Source organism: Pseudonocardia sp. 2-7 (genome assembly GCF_056341085.1).
Map to the genome: position 1 here is coordinate 1,759,463 of NZ_CP094507.1, position 24,638 is coordinate 1,784,100.

Below are 24,638 nucleotides of genomic sequence, written 5' to 3' on the forward strand. Positions count from 1 at the left end.
CGTGTACGTGGTGGGGGGCGGGGGAGCGCGGGGGCGGTCTACATGACCGAGCCCGCCCGGGGGCCGGGGATCGGCCCGTCGCACGACGCGGGCCGGGCGGCGGGGGCACGGCGCGGCGACAGGATGCGCTGCACCCGCTGGCAGACGGACTCGACGACCGTCCGGCCCTCGGCCGACAGGTGCACCAGCACGCGGCGCCGGTCGAGCGGGTCGGCCGACCGGTAGGCCAGCTTCTTCTCGACGAGGCGGTCCACGATCCGGGTGGCCGTGGGGGCGGGCAGCGACGTGTGTCCCGCGACCTCGCCCATGCTGCGGCCGGTGCCGCGGGCGAGCATCAACAGGACCCGCCAGCCGTCACGGCTGACGTCCGTCGAGGACGGGTTGGTGGACAGGGCTGTGGCCACGGCGTGGTCGACCCGGTCCAGGAACTCGACGACACCCGCGGCTCCAGGCGTCGGGGCAGCCATGGTGGCAGTCCCCGACGCCCGTCGACTCAAAGGCTCGGTCACGATGACGCACTGTACTTGCCGAACGGGCGAAATCCGACCCTGTCCTGGGCAAACGTCCCCCGAGCGCCGGGCGGTCGTCACGCAGCGATGACCGACAGGCCGACGACCAGCGATTACGTAGACCGCTTGACGTTCACCAACGACATCACGACTGCATCACACCCGGATCACGTAACGCCCTAGCGGGTCAGGACGATCTTCCCCGCCGTGCGCCCCGCGGCCATCGCCTCGAACGCCTCCTTCGCGGAGTCCATCGGCAGTTCTGTCCCGATCTCCGGCGCGATCCCGGCCGTCGCCACGAAGTTCATGAGATCCGCGAGCTCCTGCCGCGTCCCCATGGTCGCGCCGACCACCTCGAGCTGGAGGAAGAACAGCCGCTGCAGGTCCGCGGGCGGGTTCGGGCCCGAGGTGGAGCCGCAGACGACGATGCGGCCACCGGGACGCAGCGCCCGCATGGAGTGCTTCCAGGTGGCCTCGCCGACCGACTCCATGACGGCGTCGACCTTGCCCGGCAGCCTCGCCCCGGACTCGAACGTGGCGTGCGCGCCGAGCCGCTCGGCCAGTGCGCGCTTCTCCTCGTCGCGGCCGGTGACCCACACCTGGAAGCCCGCGGCGCGGCCCAGCTGGACCAGCGCCGTCGAGACGCCGCCGGAGGCGCCCTGGACGAGCACCGTCTGGCCCGGCTGCAGGCCCGACTTGGTGAACAGCATCCGGTACGCGGTCAGCCAGGCGGTGCCCAGGACGGCGCCCTGGCCGGGGGTGAGGCCCTTCGGGGCGGGGACCGCGTTGCGCGCCGGGACGATCACCGTGTCGGCCATCGTGCCCTGGTGGCGCTCGGTGAGCAGGGTGCGCTTCGGGTCGAGCGTCTCGTCGCCGCGCCAGTCAGGGTCGCCGATGATCGGGTAGAGGACGACCTCGGTGCCGTCGTCGAGGGTCCCGGCGCCGTCGCAGCCGAGGATCATGGGGAACTGGTCGGGCTTGATGCCGACCCCGCGCAGCGTCCACAGGTCGTGCATGTTGAGGCTGGCGGCGGAGACGTTGACGGAGACCCAGCCGTCGGGGACCTCCGGGTCGGGCCGCTCGCCCACGACGAGGGAGTCGAGGGGAGCGTCGGCGTTGGGCTCCTGCGCATAGACAGCGAACATGGCCCCGAACCTAATGCCTGGGCCCGGGGACTACCGTGTGGAGTGTGCGCACGATCATCGACGGCTGGGACGCGTTCGAGCTGTGGCTCACCGGCCTGCCGTTCGTGGTGCAGGTCGTGTTCGTGACGGTGGTGGTCCTGCCCGCGTGCGCGCTGGTCGCGATCGGTGCCGACCGGGCCACCCGGCGCTTCGACACCCCCCGCGGGCGTCGCGACGGCGGGGCCTGAGCGCTCAGACCGGCTGGGCCGCGAGTGCGGCGAGCGCCTCCGAGCAGCCCGCGTCGACGCGCAGGTCGGCGAGTTCGTCGCCCCGGGTCGCCCCGCGGTTGACGATCACGACCGGCACCTCCGCCCGGTGCGCGGCCCGGACGAACCGCAGCCCCGACATGACGGTGAGCGAGGACCCGGCGACGAGCAGCGCGCCGTCCTCGGGGGTCAGCGCGGCCACCATCGCGTAGCAGCGCGCCACCCGGTCCTTCGGCACGTTCTCCCCGAAGAACACGACGTGCGGTTTGAGGACCCCGCCGCACGACGCGCACGGCGCGATCCGGAAGCCGTCGGTGATCTCCACCGCGGCGTCGCCGTCGGGGGCCGTCTCGACCTGCGCGCTGTGCGCCTCGGTGAAGCCGGGGTTGAGCGCGGTGAGCCGGGCCTGCAGCGCGTCGCGCGGGGTGATGCGGCGGCAGTCCAGGCAGACGACCTCGTCGATGCGCCCGTGCAGGTCGACCACGCCGCGGCTGCCGGCCACGGAGTGCAGGCCGTCGACGTTCTGTGTGATCAGTCCGTCGACGACGCCCGCCGCCCCCAGTGCGGCCAGCGCGCGGTGTCCGGGGTTGGGGTCGGCGCGACGCATCCGGGCCCAGCCGACGTGGCTGCGCGCCCAGTACCGTCGCTGCGCGGGCTCCCCGGACACGAACTCGGAGTAGGTCATCGGGTTGCGCGGTCGTGAGCCCGGGCCGCGGTAGTCGGGGATGCCGGAGTCGGTGGACAGCCCGGCCCCGGTGAGGACGACGAGGCGCCGCCCGGCGAGCAGGTCCGGTGCCGCGCCCGGGTCGGTGCTGACGACGGGGACGCTCATGCTCTCCAGGGTAGGCGCGCCCGGTGGCTCCCCGCCCCTCGGCGGCCCGCCCCACCTCCGCACCTCGCCCCGCCGCCGCGGAGCCCACTTCGCCGAGCCGCAGCAGGACCCCCTCGCGGCACACCCCCCCCGGCTCTCCGGGCCGCCCGGCCCGCTTTGCCGAGTGGCACACCGTGGACCTGTCGGGGCCGGTCCCGGGTCCGTGGTGTGCCACTCGGCGCACTCCGGCGACCGGACCGGTTCGCGATCGCACACCGGCGACGCCGAACGGCCCCGCCCGGCGCGGTGTCCCCGGATCCTGCGTCGGTGGACGTGCCGGGGTGGCCCCTCATCTTCCGTGGCTCGGCCGCCGTCGGCGCGGGCCTCGTGACGGCGCGACGGCTGCAGGGCCCGGCGTTCGTCCGGGTGCTGCCCGACACCTGGGCCGCCCGGCACCTCGTCCCGCTCGGACACGCCGACCGGTGCCGGGCGGTGTTCCGCTGGTCCGGCGGTCGCGGGGTGATCGCGGGATGGGCCGCGGCTGAGCTGTCCGGCGCACCGTGCGCGCCGGCCGGGGCGCCGGTCGACGTGGTGCTCCCGGTCCGGGCCCGGGCCCCGGCCGGGGTGCGCGTGCGCCGCGACCGGCTGCACCCCGGTGAGATCGGGTGGTGCGACGGGGTCCGGGTCACCACGCCGCTGCGGACCGCGTTCGACCTGGCCCGGGGTCGCGACGAGACTGCCGCCGTCGTCGCGGTGGACGCGCTGGCGTTCCGGCACGGGTTCGCTCCGGACCTGCTGCTGAACTTCGCGGTCCGCTACCGGGGGCTGCGCGGGGTGGCCGGCGTTCCCGGCGTCCTGGGGCTCGCCGACCGGCGCGCCATGTCCCCGCCCGAGACCCGGCTGCGGTTGCTCCTGGTCCGGGCCGGCCTGCCGCGACCTGAGGTCCAGCACCCGGTGCTCGACGACGCCCGGCGCCGCGCGGTGTGGCTCGATCTCGCCTATCCCGCGCCGCGCGTCGGCATCGAGTACGAGGGCGCCGACCACACCGGCCCCGACCGGGTCCTGCGCGACGCCACGAGGGTGACCCGCCTCGTCGACGCCGGGTGGCGGATCTACCGCTACACCCGGTTCGACCTGCGCGACGAGCCCGGGCGCATCGTCGCGGAGATCGGCAGGGCGCTGGACCACGCACCGACGAGTGGTACGCCGTGAACCTGCCCGAGGGGGTCCGAGGTGCCCGGTGTGCCACTCGGCTGTCCGGGCCGGGATGGACCCGGGCCGTGGCGAGCCGGGCCGGCGCGGGGCGAGCCGGGCCTGTCGAGCCGGAGCGGGCCTGGGCCGTGGCGAGCCGGGCCGGGGGCGCGGGGCTCAGCCCTCCGGCACCCAGGACGGCGTCCGCTTCTCCCCGAAGGCCAGGATGCCCTCCTGCCCCTCCTCGGAGGCGAAGTACGAGGCGGACAGCGTGTTCATCGCGGCGAAGTCGTCGCTCATCGTCGCCGGGCGCTCGCGGCGCAGCATCGCCTTCGCCCCGGCCAGGGCGCCGGGCGCACCGAGGCGCAGCATGCCGGTGTAGCGGGCCACCTCGTCGTCGAGGGTCTCCGCCGGGACGGCGCTGTTGATCAGCCCGACGGCCGCCGCGCGCCGCGCGTCGAAGGTCTCCCCGGTGAGGAAGAGCTCGTGCGCGGCGCGGGCGGACAGCCGGGGCAGCACGGTCACCGAGATGACCGCGGGCACCACCCCGATCCGGACCTCGGAGAACGCGAAGGTGACCGACTCGGCGGCGACGGCGATGTCGCACGCCGCCACGATCCCGACCCCACCGGCGCGGGCCGGGCCCGACAGCCGGGCGACGACCGGCTTGGGGGAGTCCCACAGCGTCGTCAGGATCCGCGGCACCTCGGTGACGCCCTGCTGCTCGGCGCCCGCGCCACGGGACTCCTTGAGGTCCATGCCCGCGCAGAACACCGTGCCGGTGTGGGTCAGCACGATGACCCGCACCGCGTCGTCGGCGATCGCCGCGTCGAGGTGCGCGATCAGCTCCCGGCGCAGCTGCGCCGAGAGTGCGTTGCGGTTGCGCGGGGAGTCCAGGGTGATCGTCGCGATCCCGGCCTCGACGGCCAGGTGGACGAGCTCGGGGGAGTCGACGGTGTCTGCCACCCCCGCAGACTAGGACCTCAGGCCTTCGTCCAGGTGCTGGTGATCGACACCCCGGCCAGGGCGAACAGCTGCGACACCGGGCAGCGGCGCTCGGTCTCCCGGGCCAGCTGCGCGACCTGCTCGTCGGTGCCGTCGGTGGTGATCACGGCGTCGACCCGCAGGTTCTGGAAGGTGGTCTCGCCGTCGCGGTGGGTCCCGGTGGTCATCGTCGTCGGGTTGAAGTCGGCGGCGACGTCGAAGCGCACGTGCTCGATCGTGATGCCGAGCTCCTTCGCGACGATCGAGCTGGTGACCTGGTTGCACGACGACAGCGACGCAAGCGTGTAGGCGAGCGGGCTGGGGTGCTCGTCCTTGCCGCCGAAGGCGGGGTAGGCGTCGGTCTCGATGACGTAGCCGGCGCCGTCGACCGCGACGGTCTGCGCGACGCCGGTGCCCTGGCCGCTGACGGCGAAGGTGACCAGAGGCATGGGTGAACTCCTGTACGAGGGGCTGCGGGGGGACGGGGTCAGGAGCGGGGACAGAGGGCCCCGGCCGTCCGGCTCAGGTCGATGTGCAGCCTCCGCACGAGCACGATCACCGGATCAGTGAACCGCACCGAACGGTCGTGCGCGACGTGACGGAGCCGACCGAACCGGCGACGCCCGCGGTCCGATGGGCGCGGTGGCGCCGGTCGCCGGGAGAGGGCTAGGCTCGAAACGGAGTTGGCTCCGTTTACGAGAGGACATGCCGTGAGGATCGGACTGCACATCGCGGACTTCACCTACCCGGCCGGACCGGCGGGCCTGGCCGACGACCTGTCCCGGATCGCCGTCGCGGCCGAGGAGCAGGGCTTCTCCCGGGTGAGCGTCATGGACCACCTCTGGCAGATCCGGCCGGTCGGGCCGGTCGAGACCGACATGCTCGAGGCCTACACCGTGCTCGGCTACCTGGCCGCCCGCACCGAGAAGGTCGACCTGCTGGCCTGGGTGACCGCGGTGACCTACCGCGACCCCGGCCTGCTGGTGAAGGCCGTGACCACCCTGGACGTGCTGTCGAAGGGCCGCGCGATGCTGGGTGTCGGCGCCGCCTGGAACGACGAGGAGGCCACCGGGCTCGGGCTGTTCTTCCCGCCGACCGCGGAGCGGTTCGAACGGCTGGAGGAGACGCTGCGCATCGCCCGTCAGATGTGGAGCGACGACGACGGCCCCTTCGAGGGGACCCACTACCGGCTCGGCGCCACGCTGAACACCCCGCAGCCGCTGCGCAGGCCGTATCCGCCGATCCTGATCGGCGGCGGTGGGGAGCGGAAGACGCTGCGCCTGGTCGCGCAGTACGCCGACGCGTGCAACCTGTTCGGCGGCCCCGAGCTGGAGCGCAAGCTGGACGTGCTGCGCACCCGTTGCGAGGAGGTCGGGCGCGACTACGACGAGATCGAGAAGACGGTCATGGCGCGGCTCGACCCGGCCGACCCGAAGGCCGCGGTCGAGGAGCTGCGCGGCTACGCGGCGCTCGGTGTGCAGCACGTGCACACGGTGGTGCCGGACGTGGCGACGATCGAGCCGCTGCGGGTGTTCGGGTCGGAGATCATCCCGGCGGCGGCCGAGCTCTGACCCGCGTGGGTCAGCTGCCGGGTTGGCGGGGCATCGTCCGCAGGATCGCCACCTGTTGGTCCAGCTCGGCCGCGATCAGCTCGGCGTGCAGGGCGGCGGAGGCGCCGTCGTGCGCGGCGAGCGCGCGGTGCCGGCGCACCAGGTCGTCGATCGAGTCCAGCAGCCGGTCCACGGTCGAGCGGCCGGCCTGGGGTGCCGGGAGCTCCACGGGTGCGGGAGCCTCGGGCAGGGGGTGAATCAACTCTGCGGTCATGCGACGTTCTCCGTTGAACGTGTCGGGATCGGGGCGTGTCATGCGCAGTCGTTCCTGGTCTCTCGAGCTCCGTTGTACCCGCTTCAACACGCTTTTACTGCGCGTAGAACAGGGGTGCGACGCAGGACACGGTGACCGGATGCACCTACGCGGTGACCGGTCGTGATCATGGCCCGTCACCGGCCCGCCGATGCGGTCGGCGGGCGAACGGAGGGTGGTCGTCGCGGCAGCCGTGGAAACAGCGGGTGACGGGACGGTGGCGGTTCGTCGCGACGTCTGTACCCGAACGGGTGACCCGGCCTAGCGTCCGGACCATGATCATTCGACCGGATGCGCGGTCCGGGACGCGTGCCCTGATCGTCGGGGCACTCGTCGCCGTTCTGGCCGCCCTCGGCCTCGCCCTGCCCGCCGCGGCCGCCGCCGCACCCGCTCCGGCCGTGCCTGCCGCCGTCGCCGCTCCCGTCGCCCCGGCCGCCGTGCCGGGGGAGCAGGAGTCCGGGCTGCCGGTGCGGGCGCTGTCGTCGCTGCCGTCCCAGGCCACCGACACCTACCGGCTGATCCGCTCCGGCGGGCCGTACCCGTACAGCCAGGACGGGACGACCTTCCAGAACCGGGAGGGGATCCTGCCCGCGAAGTCCTCGGGCTACTACCAGGAGTTCACCGTGCCGACCCCCGGCGCGAGCACCCGCGGCGCCCGGCGGATCGTCACCGGATCGGGCGGGGAGTACTACTACACGGCCGACCACTACGCCTCGTTCGTCGTGGTAGACGTCTCGAGGTGAGCACCCTTCCCCGTGAGAGCGCCGGAACCGCCCCCGCCGTCGACGCGGCCCGGGGGCGGGCCGGTGGCTCCGGTCTCGTCGCCGTCGTCGAAGGGGTCGCGGACCGCGCCGCGGTCCTGTCCGCCCTCGGCCGGGCGCTGAGCTTCCCCGAGTACTACGGCCACAACCTCGACGCGCTGGCGGACTGCCTGGGCGATCTGTCCTGGCTGCCCGCCGGACCCGTCGAGCTCGTCGTCGCCGACGGTCCGCTCGCCGCGGCCGACCCCGGCACCCACGCGACGGTCCTGGAGATCCTCGCCGAGGCCGTCGCCGCGACGGCGGGGACCGACCGGCCGCTGCACGTCACCCTGGCCGGCCCGGCCGCCTGACGACCGTGCCGCCACCGCCCCGCGCTCACGGACGGGGTGCGGAATCCCGGAGGCCCGGTGCGGTGTTGAGCCAGGTGGACCGACCGTGGCGGGTGGCCACGGCGAGGGAGGCGACCTACCGTGGCATCCATGGGTCTTCGGCTGGTGAGGCGCAGGCACGTCGACCTGTGCCGCCTGCGGTGGGCGCCGTGAGGGGTCGTCCCCCTCCGTCCGCCGACCCAGGAGCGCCCCGATGTCCCGTAGCCCGCACGCCCCGTCCGTCGTGATCGTCGGCGCCGGCCCCCGAGGGGCCGGCGTGCTGGAGCGCATGGTCGCGAGTGCGCCCGAGCTGCTGTCCGACGCCCTCGCCGGACCCGGCGTCGACGTCCACCTCGTCGACCCGTTCCCGGCCGGGGCGGGCCGCATCTGGCGGCACGCGCAGTCCCCGCTGCTCGCGATGAACTCGATGGCCGCCGACGTCACGATGTGGACCGACTCCTCGGTCGTCTGCGACGGCCCGGTGGCGCCCGGCCCGTCGTTCTGGGACTGGGCGCAGGACCTGCGGGAGCACGGCGACCCGCGGGCCGAGCTCGGACCGGAGCTCGCCGACGAGCTGGCCCAGGTCACGGCGTCGACGTTCCCGTCGCGGCGGCTGCAGAGCCACTACCTCGCCGCGGTGCTGCGCGAGGTCGTCGGCCGGGCGCCGGCCGGGATGCGGGTGCACGTGCACCGCACCACCGCCGAGGCCCTCGACGAGACCGACGGCAGGCAGGTCGTGACCCTCGCCGACGGCACCGTCCTGCGCGGCGACGCCGTCGTGCTCGCCTCCGGGCACCTCGACGCCACCCCCACCGACGACGAGATCGCGCTCGCCGCCCGCGCCGACGAGTTCGGCCTGCGCTACCTGCCCCCGGAGCAGACCTCCGACTCCGACCTGTCGGTGATCGCGCCGGGCGAGACCGTGCTGGCCCGCGGGCTGGGGCTGGCGTTCGTCGACCTCGTGGTGCTGTTGTTCGAGGGCCGCGGCGGGCGCTTCGTCCCCGACCCGGACGACGCCGACCCGGGCCGGCTGCGGTACGAGCCGTGCGGGCGGGAGCCGGTGCTCGTCGGCGGGTCCCCGCGCGGCGCGACCTACCACTCCAAGACCCACTACCAGCTACGGGCCGGGCTTCCGCCGCTGCCGCGGTTCCTCGGCCCCGACGTCACCGACGACCTCATCGCCTCCGGCGGCCCGGTCGACGTCGCCACCCGGGTGTGGCCGCTGATGGCCAAGGAGATCGGCTGGGGCTGGTACCACGAGCTGTTCGTCGGCCACCCCGACCGCGTCCGCGCCGGGTGGGACGAGTTCGCCCGGCGGTTCTCCGCCGTCGCGCACGGCTCGTCCGAGGAGGTGGCGCTGATCGCCGAGCTGGTGCCCGACCCGCTCGACCGGCTCGACCTGACCGCGCTGGACCGCCCGCTCGACGGCGTGCACGCCCCGGACCTCGAGGCGCTGCAACCCCTGGTGCGCGAACGCATCGCCGAGGACCTGCGCCAGCACGTCGACGAGCGGCACACCCCGCACCTCGGCGCGTTCGTCGCGATGCTGTCGGTCTACACCGAGACCACCCGCCTGGCCGGGTCCGGGGTGCTCTCGCCGCGCTCGCGGGCGAGGGACATGCCGTGGTGGCAGTCGTTCTTCAACTCGGTCGCGTCCGGCCCACCCGGTTTCCGGGTCCGCCAGATGCTCGCCCTGTCCCGTGCCGGGTACCTGCGGTTCCTCGGCGCCGGGATGAGCGTCGACATCGACGCCGACGGCTTCCACGCCACCAGCACCACCCTGGCCGGGGCGACGCCGGTGACGACCCGGGTCCTGGTCGACGCCCGGCTGCCCGACCCGAGCGTCTCGCGCACGGTGGACGGGCTGCTGGGCGGCCTGCTCGCCCGCGGCGAGGCCGTCGAGGAGGTCCTCCACGACGACGACGGCGCCCCGCTGCGCAACACCGGCCTGCTGTCGGTCCGTCCGGCCGACGGCGCGCTGCACACCGCGGACGGCGGGGTGCACGAGCGGCGGTTCGCGGTCGGGCCGCACACGACGGTCAAGGTCGCCGGGGCGTTCACCCGGCCCGGGATGAACGCGCAGAGCCTGCGCTACAACGACGCCGTCGCCCGCGCCGTGCTGGGCGCCCTGCCCGGCGCCGCGTCCCGCGCCGTCCCGGCGGCCTGAGCCGTCCCGCCCGGCGTGCCCGGGCGGGACGGGGACCTCAGACGGTGAGCCCGGAGAACAGCAGCACCGCCAGCCCGAGTCCGACGGCCAGGTTGACCCCGGTCGCCGCGGCGAACACCCCGATCGGGCGCCATCCGGCCTCCCGCAGCGGCGCCACCCGGAACTCCAGCCCGATCGACACGAACGCCAGGATCAGGAACATCGTCCGGAAGGCGTTCACGTCGCCGATCAGCGGCTTCGCGACGTCGGACCCGGCGGTCGCGACGAACACCGTCGCGATCACCGAGGCGGCGAGGAACCCGAGCACGAACTTCGGGAAGCGCTCACAGAACTCGCGCAGCCCCGGCCTGCCCGCCGACCCGCTGCGTTCCACCTTCAGCGTGAACCAGGCCGTCAGCGCCACCGCGACGACGCCCAGCAGCGCGTTCTGCGTGGTCTTGACGATGGTCGCGATCTGCAGCGCCTCCTCGCCCACGATGGCCCCGGCCGCGCTGACCGCGGCGGTGGTGTCGATGTTGCCGCCGATCCACGCCCCGGCGACGGCCGGGGACAGACCCAGCGCCCCGACCGCGGCGGGCAGCAGGAAGATCGACGGGAGGGCGAAGATGATCACGAGGCTGGCCGTGTAGGCGAGCTGCTCCTTCCTGGCCTGCACCGCGCCGGCGGCGGCGATCGCCGCGCTGACCCCGCAGATGGACACCGCGGACGCCAGCAGGGCGCGGAGCTTGTCGTCGACCCCGGCCCGCCCGGCGAGCCACCAGGTGAAGCCGAAGACCACGGTGATCAGGACGACCGCCTGCACCACGGCCGGTCCGGCGGCGCGGACGATGACCGCGAAGTCGATCGAGGCGCCGAGCAGGACCAGGCCGGTCTTGATGAAGAACTCGGTGCGGAACCCGCCCGAGAGCCGTTCGCGCAGCCCGGTCACGGTGAGCAGGACGTTGCCGAGCAGCCCGAGCGCGATCGCGTAGACCGGGTACTCGATCGCGTCGGCGATCCCGGACAGCGCGGTGCCCTCGGCGGCGTCCGGGACGGTCTGTTCGAGGAAGCGGACGAGTCCGCCGAGGACGAGGACGACCGCGACGCCCCCGAGCCCCCACAGGACGGGGGAGCGGGTCGGCGCCGGTGGCCCGGTGTCGGGCCCGGCCTGCGGTGCGGTCGGCGGCGTGGTGTGCGGCTCGGCCGGTCGGCCGGCGTGCTGGTCGGTCACGGGACCAGCCACCCCGGCCAGAGCCCGGACAGGATCAGGACGAGCAGCAGGAGGCCGACGACGGTCGCGGCCCAGTCCTCGTTCAGGGCGAGACGCCGCTGGGCGGGCACGTCCCCTGGCTCGCGGTCGGTCCCGGCGCGGGAGCCGGGTGGGGTGTCGGACGGGGTGCTCACGGGTGACCCCCGGAGGTGGTGCGGGACATGGGGTTCCTCACGACGGGTGGGTGCGGGCGCAGGACGGCGCGCGACCCGGCCCGGGGCGCGCGTCAGCGCCGCGGACAGAACTCGTCGTAGGCGTGCGGCCGCCGGGACGGCCAGAACTCCTCCCGGTGCCGCGCGAGGTGCGCGAGGACCGCGGGGTGCGTCGCGCAGCGACGGGACACCGGGGCGGTCATGGCCCGATCGTGCGCGGTCGGACCGAAGGGGACAAGGTGTCGCCCACGGGACGGACGGGATGTCCGTACATCCCGTCCGTCCGGCCCGTGGGGAGGTCAGCCGGTGGAGACCGGCTGCTCCGCCTCGGCCGGGGACGCCGCGCCCTCGGTCCGGCTGCGGCGCAGCCGGGTGACCGCTACACCGATCGCCAGCGCCCACAGCGCGAGGATGACGACGTAGACGCCCGCGGTCACCGGACCGCTCGCGTCGGCGGCCCGCAGCAGCGTCCGGGCGTTGGTGAGGATGATGACGCCGCCGACCGCCGAGCCCAGTACCGGCGCCGGGATGCGGGTGACGAGCCAGGCCGCCAGCGGTGCGGCCAGCACCCCGCCGATCAGCAGCCCGCCGATGGTGGAGGGGTCGAGCACCTCGTGGCCGAGCCCGACGAGGAACCCGACGCTCGCGGCGAGCGCCACCAGGAACTCCGAGGCGCTGACCGAACCGACGACGGTGCGCGGTGCGGTCCGCCCGGCGCCGAGCAGCGCCGGGGTGGAGACCGGGCCCCACCCGCCGCCGCCCGACGCGTCGACGAAGCCGGCGACCAGCCCGAGCGGGGACAGGAACCGGGCGCCGTGCGGGGAGGTGCGGGCGGTGGCGACCCTCGGCGGCCGCACGCTGAAGCGCAGCAGGACGTAGACGCCGAGGGCGAGCAGGATCCCCGACATGTACGGGGCGGCGTTCTCGGTGGACAGGGCCGACAGCAGCGTCGCTCCCAGGAACGCGCCGACCGCACCGGGCACGCCCAGCTTGAGCACGAGCTTCCAGTCGACGTTGCCGAAGCGCCAGTGCGAGGCGCCGGAGGCGAGCGTGGTGCCGACCTCGGCCAGGTGCACCGAGGCACTCGCGGTGGCCGGGTTGATCCCGGCGAAGATCAGCAGCGAGGTCGAGGTGACGCCGTAGGCCATGCCGAGTGCGCCGTCGACCAGCTGGGCGGCGAGGCCGACGAGGGCGAAGACGATGAGTGTGGGCACGGACGATCCTTCCCGGGCTGCCGGTGGACGCGGTCCCGGGCCCCGGCACGTCCCGATGAGGACGCGGGGTGAGGGGCGGCCGCGGTCACGGTGACCGGTGGTGTGGTGGGGGTGGCGCTCGGCGCCGTGGGCCGGGTCAGCGAGCGCGACAGAACTCGTCGAACGCGTCGAGCCGGCGCGACGGCCAGAACCGCTCGAGGTGCGCGACGAGGTGCCAGGACACCGCCGGATCCGCCTGCGAGCGGCCGGGTGACAGGACCCGGTCGGTGGGCGTGGCGGTGGTGGTCACCGATCCATGGTGGAACGCGAGCGGGGTGTCGACAAGCCGACGTCCGCAGGTCGGGACCGCGGCGAAGATGTCCGGACAACGGCTGTGACCAGCTGGTTTCGGGATGGTTTCGGGGTCGGCCCGCTGTCGTGGGCTGCGGCTGTGACCCGATACACCGGGGCCGGTCCGGACACCGTGCGCCATCGCGCCCACCCGGTGATCGCTGGCAGTGAGGGGATCGGTGCCGGTTCCGGCACCGATCCCCTCACTCGTCGCGATCATCGCCGGATCGCGACGCCACGGGCCCGTCGGTCGCGGTCGTCGTCGCGGGGCCGGGGACGACCGCGGCCCCGCACCCGGAGCGGGTGCGGGGCCGTCGGGCGCGGTCACCGTCAGCCGGCGGCCGGCACCGCCGCGAGCGGGTCGCCCACCAGACCGGCGGCGAGCGTGTTGCCCGTCGGCGGGTCGATCAGCAGGAACCCGCCGGTGGTGCGGACCCGGGCGTAGGAGTCGACCGGCAGCGGGTCGGCGACGCGCAGCGACACCCGGCCGATGTCGTTGATCTCCAGCTTCTCCGGCGCGGCGGCGTAGGACACCGTCTCGGTGTCCAGCCGCGACCCCAGCGCCCCGACGATCACCTGGGTGGTGCGGGTGCCGTGCTTGAGCAGCAGCCGCGCGCCCGGGAGCAGCGGCTTCTCGGCCAGCCAGCACAGCGTCGCGTCGATCTCGGAGGTGACCTCCGGGACGTCGGACGCGGCCGCGATCAGGGCGCCGCGGGGGGCGTCGATGTCGTCGGCGAGCAGCACCGTCACGCTCAGGCCCGCCCCGGCGGCGGCCAGCGGGCCGTCGGCGGTCCGGACCTCGGAGACGGTGGTGCGGTGCCCCTCGGGCAGGACGACGACCTCGTCGCCCGGACGGACGGTGCCCGAGGCGACCTGGCCGGCGTAGCCGCGGTAGTCGTGCAGGTCACCGAGCGAAGCGTCAGCGGAGCGGGACTCGGCACCGTTCCTGGGGCGGATCACGTACTGGACCGGCATCCGGAACGGGGCGTCGGCGTCGGGGCCGTCGACCGGGACCGACTCCAGGTGCTCCAGCAGCGTCGGCCCGGTGTACCAGGACGTGTTCCCGCTGCGGAACGCCACGTTGTCCCCGACCAGCGCGGACACCGGGATGACCTGGACGGCGTCGTCGGTGAAGCCCAGCGAGCGGGTCAGCTCGGTGAACTCGCGCTCGATGTCGGCGATCTTCGCCTGGTCGTACTCGATCAGGTCGATCTTGTTGATCGCCAGGACCAGGCGCGGGACGCGCAGCAGCGACAGCACCGCGGCGTGCCGGCGGGTCTGGGAGACCACGCCGTTGCGGGCGTCGACCAGCAGCACCGCCAGCTCGGCGGTGGACGCGCCGGTGACGGTGTTGCGGGTGTACTGGACGTGGCCCGGGGTGTCGGCGAGGACGAACTCCCGGGTCGGCGTGCCGAAGTAGCGGTAGGCGACGTCGATGGTGATGCCCTGCTCGCGCTCGGCGCGCAGGCCGTCGACGAGCAGCGACAGGTCCGGCGTCGACATCCCCTTGTCGACCGAGGCGCGCTCGACGGCCTCGATCTGGTCGGCCAGCACCGACTTGGTGTCGTAGAGCAGGCGCCCGACCAGGGTGGACTTGCCGTCGTCGACGGAGCCCGCCGTGGCGAAGCGCAGCAGGGACCGGGAGGTGGTGTCGGCAGTGCCCGTCATCAGAAGTAGCCCTCCTTCTTCCGGTCCTCCATCGCGGCCTCGGACAGCCGGTCGTCGGCCCGGGTCGCGCCACGCTCGGTGAGCCGCGACGCGGTGACCTCGGCGATGACCTCGTCGAGGGTGGTGGCGGTGGACTCGACGGCGCCGGTGCACGAGCCGTCGCCCACCGTGCGGTAGCGGATGGACCTGCGCTCCAGCCGCTCGCCGTCGCGCGCTCCGCCCCAGGGGCCCTCGGCGAGCCACATGCCGTCGCGCTGGAAGACCTCGCGCTCGTGCGCGTAGTAGATCGACGGCAGCTCGATGCCCTCGCGCCGGATGTAGCGCCAGACGTCGAGCTCGGTCCAGTTGGAGATGGGGAAGACGCGGACGTGCTCACCGGCGGCGTGCCGTCCGTTGTAGAGGTTCCACAGCTCCGGGCGCTGCTTGCGCGGGTCCCAGCGGCCGAACGCGTCGCGCAGGCTCATGATCCGCTCCTTGGCCCGTGCGCGTTCCTCGTCGCGCCGGCCGCCGCCGAACACGGCGTCGAAGCGGTGCTCGGCGATCGCGTCGAGCAGCGGCTGGGTCTGCAGCGGGTTGCGGGTGCCGTCGGCGCGCTCGACGAGCCGCCCGTCGGCGAGGTAGTCCTCGACGCGGGCGACCTCCAGGCGCAGCCCGTGCTGCGCCGCGACCCGGTCCCGGAACTCGATGACCTCCGGGTAGTTGTGCCCGGTGTCGACGTGCAGCAGGCCGAAGGGCACCTTGGCCGGCGCGAACGCCTTGATGGCCAGGTGCACCAGCAGCGTCGAGTCCTTGCCGCCGGAGAACAGGATCACCGGGCGGTCGAACTCGCCGGCGACCTCGCGGAACACGTGGATCGCCTCGGACTCCAGCGCGTCGAGCGCGTCCAGGGCCGGGGTCGTGACGGCGGCGGTCACGGCGGTCTCCTCCAGGGTCGTCATGCGTGCAGCCCGCACTCGGTCTTGGCACGCCCGGCCCAGCGGCCGGAGCGGGGGTCCTCGCCGGGTTTCGGCTTCGCGGTGCAGGGCGCGCAGCCGATGCTCGGGTAGCCGGCGTCGACGAGCGGGTTCACCAGGATCCCGTGCTCGGCGATGTAGGCGTCCATGTCCTCGTCGGACCACGCGGCGATCGGGTTGATCTTCACCAGGCCGAACTTCTCGTCGTAGGTGACCAGCGGCGTGTTCGCCCGGGTCGGGGCCTCGACGCGGCGGACGCCGGTGACCCAGGCGTCGTAGCCGGACAGCGTCCGCTCCAGCGGGACGACCTTGCGCAGCGCGCAGCAGCGGTCCGGTTCGCGGGCGAACAGGTCCTTGCCGTACTCGGCGTCCTGCTCGGCGACCGTCTGGTCCGCCTGTGCGTTCACAATGCGCAGCCGCGGGTAGACGGCGTCGACCGCGTCGCGGGTGCCGATGGTCTCCGCGAAGTGGTAGCCGGTCTCCAGGAACAGCACGTCGACGTCCGGCCGGGCCCGCTGGGCCAGGTCGACCAGGACGGCGTCCTGCATGTTGGAGGCGACGATCAGCCGGTCACCGAAGGTCTCCGCGGCCCAGGCGAGCAGCTGCTCGGCGGTCGCGTCCGGGCCCAGCTCGGCGGCACCGCGCTCGGCGGTGGCGCGCAGGTCGGTCTCCAGGGCAACACTCATGATTCCGCTCCCGAGGTCTCGGGGACGCCGATCCCCACGAAGGTCACGACGAAGGTGCGCAGGCAGCCCGCGCACCACCAGGCGGCGCCGGGGACCTTCTCGGACCGCTCGGCCGGGCGCAGGTCCTCCTCGCCGCAGTACGGACAGTGGAACGGCGTGACGCGCCCGCTCACTTCAGGTCCTCCTCGTCGGCCCGCAGGACCCACTGGGCGAACCGCTCGTCGCCGTCGCGCTGCTCGGCGAAGCGGCGCACGACGCGCTCGACGTAGTCACCCAGCTCGGCGCTGGTGACCTTGAGCCCGCGCAGCTTGCGCCCGAAACCGGAGTCCAGCCCCAGCCCGCCGCCCAGGTGGACCTGGAAGCCCTCGACCTGGTTGCCGTCCGCGTCGGTGACGATCTGGCCCTTGAGGCCGATGTCGGCGACCTGGGTGCGGGCGCAGGCGTTCGGGCAGCCGTTGAGGTGCAGCGAGATCGGCACGTCGGGCACGACGTCGGCGAGACGCTTCTCCAGGTCCTCCACCAGCCGGATCGCGCGTTCCTTGGTCTCGACGATCGCGAGCTTGCAGAACTCGATGCCGGTGCAGGCCATCGTGGAACGGCGCCAGGTCGACGGCCGGGCCGGCAGGCCGAGCCGGTTCAGGTCCTCGATCAGCCCGTCGAGCCTGTCGTCGGCCACGTCCAGCACGACGATCTTCTGGTACGGGGTGAACCGGATCCGGTCCGACCCGGCGCGCTCGGCGGCGTCGGCGACGGCGAGCAGCGTGGTGCCCGAGACCCGGCCCGAGGGCGGGGCGACGCCGACGTAGTTGCGGCCGTCCTTCTGCTTGTGGACGCCGACGTGGTCGATGGGCCGCTCGGGGACCGCCGGGGCGGGGCCGTCGACGAGCTTCCGGCCCAGGTACTCGTCCTCCAGGATCTGGCGGAACTTCTCCGGGCCCCAGTCGGCGATGAGGAACTTGATGCGGGCGCGGTGGCGCAGGCGGCGGTAGCCGTAGTCGCGGAACACCTGGATGACGCCGTGCCACACGTCGGGGACCTCGTCGAGCGGGACCCAGGCGCCGAGCCGCTCGGCGATCCGCGGGTTGGTCGACAGTCCGCCGCCGACCCACAGGTCGAAGCCGGGGCCGTGCTCGGGGTGCTCGACGCCGACGAAGGAGATGTCGTTGATCTCGTGCGCGACGTCCTGCTGCCAGGAGATCGCGGACTTGAACTTGCGCGGGAGGTTCGACAGCTCGCGGTCGCCGATGAAGCGGCGCACGATCTCGTCGATGGCCGGGGTCGGGTCGACCACCTCGTCGGCCGAGACGCCGGCGACCGGGGACCCCATGACCACACGGGGGCAGTCGCCGCAGGCCTCGGTGGTCTGCATGCCCAGCGGCTCGATCAGTTTCCAGATCGCCGGGACGTCCTCGACGCGGATCCAGTGGTACTGGATGTTCTCCCGGTCGGTGACGTCGGCGGTGTCGCGGCCGTAGCGCTGCGAGACCTCACCGAGCGCGCGCAGCTGCTCGACCGAGACCGAGCCGCCGTCGAGGCGCACGCGCATCATGAAGTACTCGTCGTCGAGCTCCTCGGGCTCCAGCGCCGCGGTGCGGCCGCCGTCGATCCCGGGCCTGCGCTGGGTGTAGAGCCCCATCCAGCGGAACCGTCCGCGCAGGTCGGCGGGGTCGATCGAGTCGAAGCCGCGCCGGGCGTAGACGTTCTCGATCCGCGCGCGCACGTTCAGCGGATTGTCGTCGCGCTTGCTGCGCTCGTTGGGGTTCAGCGGTTCGCGGTGGCCGAGCTTCCACTGCCCCTGGCCCTTCGGGCGGCGGGGTGCGGTCTTCGAGGGCGCCATGTGGTGGGTGCTCCGATGTCGGGCGGACCGGGCACACCCCGGCCCGGGACAGGGCACGGAGCGGCCCGGGGCGGTTCGGGAGGGGCCGTCGGGTCAGCGACGACGACAGAGCGCGCTACGGGTCCGGTTCAGGTCCACGTGGCGACGCGCCACGAGGCGGAGACGGAGTGCGGGCACGGATACAGGGTGCCACGGTGTCCGGACCTGCCACAAAGTGATGTTCGCATCCTGGGAGGGGTGGGCGGATAGGTCCGGACGTTCGCCGCGCGGTGTCCGGTTCACCCGGAACCACCGGGGTCACGGGCCCGGTGGAACCCGTCGTCCACCGCGGGGCCCCCGGGTGCCACCCCGTCGCGACCGGCCCGTCCCGCGCGCCCCGGACGTGCCGGGGAGCGGTCCGGGCCCGAGGTGCGCCCGGCACCCACCGGCCCGGCGGTGGCACACTCGCCGGACGTGACCCCCGTGCCGCCGGCCTTCGGGCTCTACGTCCACGTGCCGTTCTGCGCGACCCGCTGCGGCTACTGCGACTTCAACACCTACACCGCCTCCGAGCTCGCGGGCGACGCCGCGTCCCCGGACGGCTGGCTCGCCGCCGCCCGCGCCGAGATCGCGCTCGCCGCCCGCACGGTGGGGGACCGCACCGTGGAGACGGTGTTCGTCGGCGGCGGCACCCCGTCGCTGATCGGCGCCGACCGGCTCGTCGCGATGCTCGACGCGGTCCGCGAGCACCTCCGGCTCGCCGACGACGCCGAGGTCACCACCGAGTCCAACCCCGAGTCGGTCTCGCCGGAGTTCTTCGACCGGCTCCGGGCCGGCGGGTTCACCCGCATCTCGCTGGGCATGCAGTCCGCCGCCCCGCACGTGCTCGCCGTACTGGACCGCACGCACACCCCGGGGCGCGCCGTCGCCGCCGCCCGGGAGGCCCGGGCCGCCGGGTTCGGCCACGTCAACCTGGACCTGATCTACGCCACCCCCGGCGAGACCGACGACGACCTGCGCGCCTCCGCCGACGCCGTCCTCGATGCGGGGGTGGACCACGTCTCGGCCTACGCGCTGATCGTCGAGGACGGCACCGCGCTGGCCCGCCGGGTCCGCCGCGGGGAGCTGCCCGCCCCCGACGACGACGTCGCCGCCACTCGCTACGAGCTGCTCGACGCGCGGCTGCGCGACGCCGGGCTGTCCTGGTACGAGGTGTCGAACTGGTCGCTGCCCGGCGCCGAGTGCCGGCACAACCTGGGCTACTGGCGCGACGGCGACTGGTGGGGGATCGGCCCCGGCGCCCACTCCCATCTGGCCGGGACGCGCTGGTGGAACGTCAAGCACCCGGCGCGCTGGGCGGGCGCGCTCGCCGCGGGGGAGACCCCCGAGGGCGGTCGCGAGGAGCTCACCGCGGACGAGCGGCACACCGAGCGGGTCATGCTGCGGCTGCGCCTCGCCGAGGGCATGGCCCTGACCCTGCTGCACGACGGCGGTCGTGCGGCCGCCGCCCGCGCCGTCACCGACGGGCTGCTGGACCCGGCGGCGCACGCCGCGGGCCGCGCGGTGCTGACCGACCGCGGACGGCTGCTGGCCGACCGGGTCGTCACCGACCTGCTGATCGCCGACGACACCCCGGCCGCCGGCACCCCGGCGGGGGCCCGGTGAGCCCGCGCCGCCGGGCGCTGCTGGTCGTCGCCGCACTGCTGGTGGTGGTGGGCGTGGTGGCCGCCGTCGTCGCGGCCCTGCCCGAGGGGGCCCGCGGAGCCGGCGGGCCCGTCGCCCAGGACCGGCCGGGCCCGGTCCTGCTCGTCCCCGGCTACGGCGGCGACCGCACCGGCCTGGAGGTCCTCGCCGGGGCCCTGCGCACCCAGGGCCGCGACGCGCGCGTCCTGGCCCTGGACGGCGACGGCACCGGCGACCTCGACCGGCAGGTGGAGGTCCTGGACCGCGCGGTCACCGTCGCCACCGACGCCGGGGCGCCGTCGGTCGACGTCGTCGGCTACTCCGCGGGCGGCGTCGTCGCGGGGCTGTGGGCGATCCGCGACGACGGCCCGGCGCGGGCCCGGCGGATCGTGTCGATCGGCTCCCCGCTGGCCGGGACGACGGTGGCCGGCTCCGCCGCGGCCGTGGCCCCGGAGGCGTGCCCGCAGGCGTGCCGTCAGCTCGCCCCGGGGTCGGCGCTGCTGGGGGAGCTCGCCGGGGCCGGGACGGTGGTGCCCTGGCTGTCGGTGTGGACCGACCGTGACCAGGTCGTCACCCCGCCGACCTCGGCCCGCCTCGACGGTGCGGTCAACGTGGAGCTGCAGCAGCTGTGCCCGGGCTCGACCGTGGGCCACGGCGGCCTGCCCGCCGACGACGCCGTGATCGGCCTGGTCGTCCGTGCCCTGTCCACCGCACCGATCGACGAGGCCCCGGCCGCCTGCGGCACCCTGCGCGCCGCGGGCTGAGGCGGCCCGGCGCGGCGGGCGGTCAGCTCGCGATGTCCTTGGTCGCCAGGTTCGCCCACGCCGCCCCGACGGCGACGGCGACCCAGCCCGCCTGCACCCACGCCCCGGTGCGGGCGGCGTCGTAGAGGACCGGGTCGCGGTAGAGGTCGATCCAGGCCAGCCAGTGCGCCGTCGGCAGGAAGTCGACGAAGGCGGCCGAGGCGTCGAGGGCCTGCAGCGACGCGCTGGTCACCACGACCGCGAGCACCGCCAGCGCCGCCGCCAGCGGGGAGTCGGTCAGGGTGGAGAAGAAGATCCCCAGCGCGCCCAGGGTGAGCATGCACAGCGCCAGGTAGGCCACGGTCAGCCCGGTCCGGGTCGCCAGGTCCACCGGTTCGATCACCGTCCCGGACAGCGACGCGACCGAGCCGGGCCCGGCGTCGACCGGGGGCAGGGTGAGACCGCCGGTGGCGGTGGTGGTGCCGGTGCCGAACACCGCGATCCCCACCGCGTAGGACGTCAGCACCACCAGCGTCACCGCGGTGACCACGAAGAACGCCACCGACACCAGCTTCGCCACCAGCAGCCGCCCGACCGGCCGGATCAGCAGGTAGCGCAGGGTCCCCGCGGCGGCCTCCCCGGCGACGGTGTCCCCGGCGACCACCGCCACGGTGATCGGCAGCAGGAACGGCAGCACCAGCGCCAGCGCGAACGCCGGGAAGATCTGCCCGTTCGTCGCGACCGCGGACAGGAACGCGGGCCCCTGCCCGGGCGGCGGGAGGATCCCGGTGGCCGACACGACCACCGCGACGAGCGCCGGCAGCGCGCACAGCAGCAGCCAGCACAGCCACACCCGGGTGCGGCGCAGCAGCAGCGCCAGCTCGACGAGGATCACCGCGCCACCCCCTGCCCGGCCGTGGCCACCCGGTCCGAGCCGTCACCGGTCCGTGCCAGCACCACCTGTTCCAGGGTGCGGCGCTCCGGTTCCAGCGACGCCACCGGCACCCCGGCCCGCACCAGGTGCGCGTTGAGGTCGGCGGGGTCGACGGCGCGGACCACGAGCCGGTCGCCGTCGGCGGACTCCAGCGCCCGGCCGAGCACCCGCGCCGCGGCCGCCGGGGCCGGGGTGCGGACGACGACCCGGCCGGTCGGTGCCCGCAGCTCGTCGAGGTCCTGGGTGAGCACGAGGTGCCCGGCGTCCATCACCCCGACCCGGGTGCACAGCGTCTCCACCTCGGCGAGCAGGTGGCTGGACAGCACCACGGTCGTGCCCCGTTCGTTCAGCGCGGTCAGCAGGGCGCGCATCTCGCCGATGCCCCGCGGGTCCAGGCCGTTGGTCGGTTCGTCGAGCAGCAGCAGTGCCGGGGCGCGCAGCAGCGCCGAGGCGATGCCCAGGCGCTGGCGCATCCCCAGCGAGTAGGCCCGCACCGGGCGGCGGTCGACCCCGCCCAGGCCGACCTGCTCCAGGGCCTCCTGCACGCGTCGTCGCCGGTCGGCGGGCCGGTGCAGCGGGCCGCCCACCGAGCCCGCCGCGTCGAGCAGGGCCAGGTTCGCCCGGCCCGACAGCCCCGGCCAGGCGGCGGGGGACTCGACCAGCGCACCGACCCGCGGCAGCACCGTGCGGGCGGCCCGCGGCATCGGCGAGCCCAGCACCTCGATCGACCCCGAGGTGGCGTGCACCAGCCCGAGCAGCATCCGCACCAGCGTCGTCTTGCCGGAGCCGTTCGGGCCCAGCAGCCCGAACCGGGAGCCGGCGGGCACCGCCAGGTCGACGCCGTCGACGGCGGTGACCCGGCCGAACCGCTTGGTCACCGCGTGCGTCGCGAACACCGGGTCGTTCACCGGCGGGTCCCCATCAGCTCGACGGCGGCGGACTCCAGGACCCCGGGTCGCACCGTCCCGGCCAGCAGCACCCCGCGCCGTCGCCGACGGGCGACGACGAGGCTGAGCAGCGGCGTCGCCACCCGGGCGGCCGAGCCGCCGGGCAGGCCGGCCACGTCCACCCCGCCCGCGGCGGCCGAGCCGCGCACGATCCCGTCGACGACCTCCGGCCCGGCCGGGACCAGCACGAACCGGCCGACCCCGGTGCCGTAGACACCGACCCCGGGCAGCAGCTCGGCGGCCGGGACGTCCCCGGACACCGGCAGCTCCACCCGGTCCCGGCCGGCGAGCCGGTCCGGCGGGGGCGCCGCTCCGGCCCCGCGCAGCGAGCCGGTCAGGTCGTCGGGACGGGCCCGCACCCGCTCCGCCGACGACGGCGGCGCCGGGACCAGCGCCGCGGCCCGCGGCGCGGCGGTGTCCACCGCCTCGAACGCCGTCTCCAGGAGCGGGCCCGCGCCGTCCCGGGCGGCGATCTCGACCGCGACCGGGAGGGCGCCGTCGCCGACGGGAACCGACCACACGTCGATCCGCCCGGCCAGGCTGTCCGGGTCGGCCGGGGTCACCCGCAGCCCGGCCGCGGCCCGCCCGGCCACCCGCCGTGCCGGCAGCGCCGTCACCGGGTCGTCGGGGGTCGCGCCGAGCAGCCGGCGGGCCAGGTCGGACGGGGCGAGGTCCGAGGCCCGCGGGAAACGCACCGGGGCGAGCGGGGAGACCGTGGTCAGCCGGTTCGCGCCGTAGTCCCAGATCCGCTCGACCTGTCCGTCGCGGTAGGTGTCGACCTCGCCGACCGGCGTCAGCTCGTCGACCCGCCAGCGGCCCGCGTCGGCGACCTGGACGCGGATCCGGGTGGTCGTGGACAGCAGCCGGGCCGCGGACCCGATCGGCGCGACGGTGGGCAGCCCGAGCCGGCCGGTCGCCGTCGCCAGGCCGGAGTGGGGGACGACACCCGCCAGCATCCGGGCCCGCAGCGCGGCCGGGTCCGGGGTCCCGGCGACGTCGCCGACGGGGAGCCAGCGGTCGGTCGTACCCACCGCGACCAGGGCGACGGCACCGGCACCGACGAGCAGGGAGCGCCGGCCGAAGCGGCGTGCGGACATCACCCCACCCACCGTGCCACGCCGCGTGCCCCGGCCGCGCGGCCACGAGGGCGCCTAGGATGGACGGGGCACAGCGGGGGAGGTGTGAGGAGATGAACGCCGACGAGCGGCGGTTCGCCGTGCTGCGGGCCATCGTGGCCGACTACGTCTCGACGCAGGAGCCCGTGGGCTCGAAGGCCATCGTCGACCGGCACAACCTCGGGGTGTCGAGCGCGACGGTGCGCAACGACATGGCCGTCCTCGAGGAGGACGGCCTGATCGCGCAGCCGCACACCAGCGCGGGCCGGATCCCGACGGACAAGGGCTACCGGCAGTTCGTCGACCGGATCTCGCAGGTCAAGCCGCTGTCGTCGGCCGAGAAGCGGGCCGTGCAGACGTTCCTGGACGGCGCCGTCGACCTCGACGACGTGCTGCGCCGCTCGGTGCGGCTGCTCGCGCAGCTGACCCGCCAGGTCGCCGTCGTGCAGTACCCGACGCTCACCCGATCCACGGTCCGCCACCTCGAGGTCGTGCAGCTGACCCCGGCCCGGCTGATGCTGGTGCTGATCACCGACTCCGGGCGCGTCGACCAGCGCGTCGTCGACCTGGGGGACGTGCTCGCCGACGCCGACGTCGCCCGGCTGCGCGAGATCCTCGGCAACGCTCTGGGCGGTCGCAAGCTCGCCGAGGCCTCCGCGGCCGTGGCCGAGCTGCCGGAGACGGCTCCGGAGGACCTGCGCACCCCGCTGCTGCACCTCGCGACGGTGCTCATCGAGACCCTCGTCGAGCACCCCGAGGAGCGGATGGTGCTGGGCGGCACGGCCAACCTGACCCGCAGCCACGCCGACTTCCCCGGCTCGCTGCGCCAGGTCCTGGAGGCCCTGGAGGAGCAGGTCGTGGTCATGCGGCTGCTCGCGGCCTCGCAGGACTCCGGGCTGGTGACGGTCCGGATCGGCGAGGAGAACGAGGCCGAGGACCTGCGCACCGCGTCCGTGGTCACGGTGGGGTACGGATCGGGTACCCCGCTGGGCGGGATGGGCGTCGTCGGGCCGACCCGGATGGACTACCCGGGCACGATCTCGGCGGTGCATGCGGTCGCCCGGTACGTGGGTGAGATCCTGACCGGTCGGTAGACCTTTCATC

Annotated in this window: 29 protein-coding genes; 9 read left to right on the plus strand and 20 right to left on the minus strand. The window is 74.7% G+C overall.

Annotated elements, in window-relative coordinates:
* Window positions 1-38: 38 nt before the first annotated feature.
* On the minus strand, window positions 39-467 hold the full coding sequence (locus tag MTO91_RS08770; RefSeq protein ID WP_073578016.1) for a MarR family winged helix-turn-helix transcriptional regulator: 429 nt from the start codon (window positions 465-467) through the stop codon (window positions 39-41).
* A 221-nt stretch (window positions 468-688) separates the two neighbouring features.
* On the minus strand, window positions 689-1,654 hold the full coding sequence (locus MTO91_RS08775) for a zinc-binding dehydrogenase (protein ID WP_179760588.1): 966 nt from the start codon (window positions 1,652-1,654) through the stop codon (window positions 689-691).
* Window positions 1,655-1,698: 44 nt separating this feature from the next.
* On the opposite strand from MTO91_RS08775, the gene MTO91_RS08780 reads away from it, so the two are divergent.
* Complete coding sequence (locus MTO91_RS08780) at window positions 1,699-1,881, plus strand: hypothetical protein (protein WP_020626278.1); 183 nt, start codon at window positions 1,699-1,701, stop codon at window positions 1,879-1,881.
* A 4-nt stretch (window positions 1,882-1,885) separates the two neighbouring features.
* Here the strand turns inward: MTO91_RS08780 and MTO91_RS08785 are convergent, their stop codons facing one another.
* Window positions 1,886-2,731, minus strand: coding sequence for an NAD-dependent protein deacetylase (locus MTO91_RS08785; protein ID WP_073578014.1), 846 nt, complete (start codon window positions 2,729-2,731; stop codon window positions 1,886-1,888).
* 306 nt (window positions 2,732-3,037) lie between these two features.
* On the opposite strand from MTO91_RS08785, the gene MTO91_RS08790 reads away from it, so the two are divergent.
* Window positions 3,038-3,922, plus strand: coding sequence for an endonuclease domain-containing protein (locus tag MTO91_RS08790; protein ID WP_073578013.1), 885 nt, complete (start codon window positions 3,038-3,040; stop codon window positions 3,920-3,922).
* Window positions 3,923-4,078: 156 nt separating this feature from the next.
* Here the strand turns inward: MTO91_RS08790 and MTO91_RS08795 are convergent, their stop codons facing one another.
* Genes MTO91_RS08795 through MTO91_RS08805 form a run of 3 tightly spaced genes read right to left on the minus strand, consistent with a single transcriptional unit; the run spans window position 4,079 to window position 5,615 of the window.
* Window positions 4,079-4,867, minus strand: a complete 789-nt coding sequence (locus MTO91_RS08795; RefSeq protein ID WP_405418402.1) for an enoyl-CoA hydratase-related protein — start codon at window positions 4,865-4,867, stop codon at window positions 4,079-4,081.
* Between the two features lie 17 nt (window positions 4,868-4,884).
* Window positions 4,885-5,334 carry an OsmC family protein gene (locus tag MTO91_RS08800; protein WP_073578011.1) on the minus strand — a complete coding sequence of 150 codons (450 nt, stop codon included), beginning with the start codon at window positions 5,332-5,334 and terminating at the stop codon, window positions 4,885-4,887.
* A 38-nt stretch (window positions 5,335-5,372) separates the two neighbouring features.
* Window positions 5,373-5,615: a putative leader peptide gene (locus MTO91_RS08805; RefSeq protein ID WP_405418400.1), complete on the minus strand. Its 243-nt coding sequence runs from the start codon at window positions 5,613-5,615 to the stop codon at window positions 5,373-5,375.
* On the opposite strand from MTO91_RS08805, the gene MTO91_RS08810 reads away from it, so the two are divergent.
* Window positions 5,596-6,456: an LLM class F420-dependent oxidoreductase gene (locus tag MTO91_RS08810; RefSeq protein ID WP_251784666.1), complete on the plus strand. Its 861-nt coding sequence runs from the start codon at window positions 5,596-5,598 to the stop codon at window positions 6,454-6,456. The two genes, MTO91_RS08805 and MTO91_RS08810, sit on opposite strands and share 20 nt — an antisense overlap.
* A 10-nt stretch (window positions 6,457-6,466) precedes the next feature.
* Here the strand turns inward: MTO91_RS08810 and MTO91_RS08815 are convergent, their stop codons facing one another.
* Window positions 6,467-6,709 carry a hypothetical protein gene (locus MTO91_RS08815; RefSeq protein ID WP_145983293.1) on the minus strand — a complete coding sequence of 81 codons (243 nt, stop codon included), beginning with the start codon at window positions 6,707-6,709 and terminating at the stop codon, window positions 6,467-6,469.
* Window positions 6,710-7,023: 314 nt separating this feature from the next.
* Here MTO91_RS08815 and MTO91_RS08820 point away from each other — a divergent pair, with 314 nt between their 5' ends.
* The 3 genes from MTO91_RS08820 (at window position 7,024) to MTO91_RS08830 (ending at window position 10,044) form a co-directional block, all read left to right on the plus strand.
* On the plus strand, window positions 7,024-7,491 hold the full coding sequence (locus tag MTO91_RS08820) for a guanyl-specific ribonuclease (RefSeq protein ID WP_251784665.1): 468 nt from the start codon (window positions 7,024-7,026) through the stop codon (window positions 7,489-7,491).
* Window positions 7,488-7,859, plus strand: coding sequence for a barstar family protein (locus tag MTO91_RS08825; protein WP_208824770.1), 372 nt, complete (start codon window positions 7,488-7,490; stop codon window positions 7,857-7,859). Before MTO91_RS08820 ends, MTO91_RS08825 begins: the two co-directional genes overlap by 4 nt.
* Window positions 7,860-8,091: 232 nt before the next feature.
* Window positions 8,092-10,044 (plus strand): FAD/NAD(P)-binding protein, encoded by a 1,953-nt coding sequence (locus MTO91_RS08830; protein WP_476654236.1) that lies wholly within the window; start codon window positions 8,092-8,094, stop codon window positions 10,042-10,044.
* Between the two features lie 37 nt (window positions 10,045-10,081).
* Here the strand turns inward: MTO91_RS08830 and MTO91_RS08835 are convergent, their stop codons facing one another.
* The 10 genes from MTO91_RS08835 to MTO91_RS08880 all read right to left on the minus strand — a co-directional run bounded on the left by MTO91_RS08835 (window position 10,082) and on the right by MTO91_RS08880 (window position 18,133).
* On the minus strand, window positions 10,082-11,254 hold the full coding sequence (locus tag MTO91_RS08835) for a YeiH family protein (protein ID WP_476654237.1): 1,173 nt from the start codon (window positions 11,252-11,254) through the stop codon (window positions 10,082-10,084).
* Window positions 11,251-11,427, minus strand: a complete 177-nt coding sequence (locus tag MTO91_RS08840) for a hypothetical protein (protein WP_208824766.1) — start codon at window positions 11,425-11,427, stop codon at window positions 11,251-11,253. The genes MTO91_RS08835 and MTO91_RS08840 overlap by 4 nt, the downstream gene beginning before the upstream one ends.
* A gap of 92 nt (window positions 11,428-11,519) precedes the next feature.
* On the minus strand, window positions 11,520-11,648 hold the full coding sequence (locus MTO91_RS08845) for a hypothetical protein (protein ID WP_255625042.1): 129 nt from the start codon (window positions 11,646-11,648) through the stop codon (window positions 11,520-11,522).
* Window positions 11,649-11,744: 96 nt separating this feature from the next.
* On the minus strand, window positions 11,745-12,659 hold the full coding sequence (locus MTO91_RS08850) for a sulfite exporter TauE/SafE family protein (RefSeq protein WP_346105349.1): 915 nt from the start codon (window positions 12,657-12,659) through the stop codon (window positions 11,745-11,747).
* A gap of 136 nt (window positions 12,660-12,795) precedes the next feature.
* Entirely contained in the window at window positions 12,796-12,948 is a 153-nt protein-coding gene (locus MTO91_RS08855) for a hypothetical protein (protein WP_208824762.1), read from the minus strand.
* Window positions 12,949-13,319: 371 nt separating this feature from the next.
* Window positions 13,320-14,657 (minus strand): sulfate adenylyltransferase subunit 1, encoded by a 1,338-nt coding sequence (locus MTO91_RS08860; protein ID WP_346105347.1) that lies wholly within the window; start codon window positions 14,655-14,657, stop codon window positions 13,320-13,322.
* A complete protein-coding gene (gene cysD, locus MTO91_RS08865) occupies window positions 14,657-15,595 on the minus strand; it encodes a sulfate adenylyltransferase subunit CysD (protein ID WP_208824758.1) in 939 nt (312 codons plus the stop codon). The genes MTO91_RS08860 and cysD overlap by 1 nt, the downstream gene beginning before the upstream one ends.
* Complete coding sequence (locus MTO91_RS08870; RefSeq protein WP_251784658.1) at window positions 15,592-16,296, minus strand: phosphoadenylyl-sulfate reductase; 705 nt, start codon at window positions 16,294-16,296, stop codon at window positions 15,592-15,594. Before MTO91_RS08870 ends, cysD begins: the two co-directional genes overlap by 4 nt.
* On the minus strand, window positions 16,293-16,469 hold the full coding sequence (locus tag MTO91_RS08875; protein ID WP_062401491.1) for a hypothetical protein: 177 nt from the start codon (window positions 16,467-16,469) through the stop codon (window positions 16,293-16,295). The genes MTO91_RS08870 and MTO91_RS08875 overlap by 4 nt, the downstream gene beginning before the upstream one ends.
* Window positions 16,466-18,133, minus strand: a complete 1,668-nt coding sequence (locus MTO91_RS08880) for a nitrite/sulfite reductase (protein ID WP_476654238.1) — start codon at window positions 18,131-18,133, stop codon at window positions 16,466-16,468. Before MTO91_RS08880 ends, MTO91_RS08875 begins: the two co-directional genes overlap by 4 nt.
* Before the next feature lie 453 nt (window positions 18,134-18,586).
* On the opposite strand from MTO91_RS08880, the gene hemW reads away from it, so the two are divergent.
* Both hemW and MTO91_RS08890 read left to right on the plus strand, forming a co-directional pair.
* Complete coding sequence (gene hemW / locus MTO91_RS08885; protein WP_476654239.1) at window positions 18,587-19,777, plus strand: radical SAM family heme chaperone HemW; 1,191 nt, start codon at window positions 18,587-18,589, stop codon at window positions 19,775-19,777.
* Window positions 19,774-20,559 (plus strand): lipase, encoded by a 786-nt coding sequence (locus MTO91_RS08890; RefSeq protein ID WP_476654240.1) that lies wholly within the window; start codon window positions 19,774-19,776, stop codon window positions 20,557-20,559. Before hemW ends, MTO91_RS08890 begins: the two co-directional genes overlap by 4 nt.
* Window positions 20,560-20,581: 22 nt before the next feature.
* Here MTO91_RS08890 and MTO91_RS08895 read toward each other — a convergent pair whose 3' ends face one another.
* Genes MTO91_RS08895 through MTO91_RS08905 form a run of 3 tightly spaced genes read right to left on the minus strand, consistent with a single transcriptional unit; the run spans window position 20,582 to window position 23,516 of the window.
* The gene (locus MTO91_RS08895; protein ID WP_476654241.1) at window positions 20,582-21,433 is read right to left on the minus strand and encodes an ABC transporter permease; all 852 of its coding nucleotides are present in this window, start codon (window positions 21,431-21,433) and stop codon (window positions 20,582-20,584) included.
* Window positions 21,430-22,380: an ABC transporter ATP-binding protein gene (locus tag MTO91_RS08900; RefSeq protein WP_476654242.1), complete on the minus strand. Its 951-nt coding sequence runs from the start codon at window positions 22,378-22,380 to the stop codon at window positions 21,430-21,432. Before MTO91_RS08900 ends, MTO91_RS08895 begins: the two co-directional genes overlap by 4 nt.
* Window positions 22,377-23,516, minus strand: a complete 1,140-nt coding sequence (locus MTO91_RS08905) for a hypothetical protein (RefSeq protein ID WP_350590036.1) — start codon at window positions 23,514-23,516, stop codon at window positions 22,377-22,379. Before MTO91_RS08905 ends, MTO91_RS08900 begins: the two co-directional genes overlap by 4 nt.
* A gap of 92 nt (window positions 23,517-23,608) precedes the next feature.
* Between MTO91_RS08905 and hrcA the strand changes: the two genes are divergently transcribed.
* Entirely contained in the window at window positions 23,609-24,628 is a 1,020-nt protein-coding gene (hrcA, locus tag MTO91_RS08910) for a heat-inducible transcriptional repressor HrcA (protein ID WP_208824747.1), read from the plus strand.
* Window positions 24,629-24,638 lie beyond the last annotated feature (10 nt).

Excerpts from the sequence above, each read along its gene's own strand:
- hrcA (WP_208824747.1), top strand. The coding sequence starts at position 23,609 with ATGAACGCCGACGAGCGGCGGTTCGCCGTGCTGCGGGCCATCGTGGCC.
- MTO91_RS08820 (WP_251784665.1), top strand. The coding sequence starts at position 7,024 with ATGATCATTCGACCGGATGCGCGGTCCGGGACGCGTGCCCTGATCGTC.
- MTO91_RS08775 (WP_179760588.1), bottom strand. The coding sequence starts at position 1,654 with ATGTTCGCTGTCTATGCGCAGGAGCCCAACGCCGACGCTCCCCTCGAC.
- MTO91_RS08800 (WP_073578011.1), bottom strand. The coding sequence starts at position 5,334 with ATGCCTCTGGTCACCTTCGCCGTCAGCGGCCAGGGCACCGGCGTCGCG.
- MTO91_RS08845 (WP_255625042.1), bottom strand. The coding sequence starts at position 11,648 with ATGACCGCCCCGGTGTCCCGTCGCTGCGCGACGCACCCCGCGGTCCTC.
- MTO91_RS08805 (WP_405418400.1), bottom strand. The coding sequence starts at position 5,615 with ATGTGCAGTCCGATCCTCACGGCATGTCCTCTCGTAAACGGAGCCAAC.
- MTO91_RS08785 (WP_073578014.1), bottom strand. The coding sequence starts at position 2,731 with ATGAGCGTCCCCGTCGTCAGCACCGACCCGGGCGCGGCACCGGACCTG.
- MTO91_RS08830 (WP_476654236.1), top strand. The coding sequence starts at position 8,092 with ATGTCCCGTAGCCCGCACGCCCCGTCCGTCGTGATCGTCGGCGCCGGC.
- MTO91_RS08815 (WP_145983293.1), bottom strand. The coding sequence starts at position 6,709 with ATGACCGCAGAGTTGATTCACCCCCTGCCCGAGGCTCCCGCACCCGTG.
- MTO91_RS08870 (WP_251784658.1), bottom strand. The coding sequence starts at position 16,296 with ATGAGTGTTGCCCTGGAGACCGACCTGCGCGCCACCGCCGAGCGCGGT.
- MTO91_RS08860 (WP_346105347.1), bottom strand. The coding sequence starts at position 14,657 with ATGACGGGCACTGCCGACACCACCTCCCGGTCCCTGCTGCGCTTCGCC.
- MTO91_RS08905 (WP_350590036.1), bottom strand. The coding sequence starts at position 23,516 with ATGTCCGCACGCCGCTTCGGCCGGCGCTCCCTGCTCGTCGGTGCCGGT.
- cysD (WP_208824758.1), bottom strand. The coding sequence starts at position 15,595 with ATGACGACCCTGGAGGAGACCGCCGTGACCGCCGCCGTCACGACCCCG.
- MTO91_RS08880 (WP_476654238.1), bottom strand. The coding sequence starts at position 18,133 with ATGGCGCCCTCGAAGACCGCACCCCGCCGCCCGAAGGGCCAGGGGCAG.
- MTO91_RS08770 (WP_073578016.1), bottom strand. The coding sequence starts at position 467 with ATGGCTGCCCCGACGCCTGGAGCCGCGGGTGTCGTCGAGTTCCTGGAC.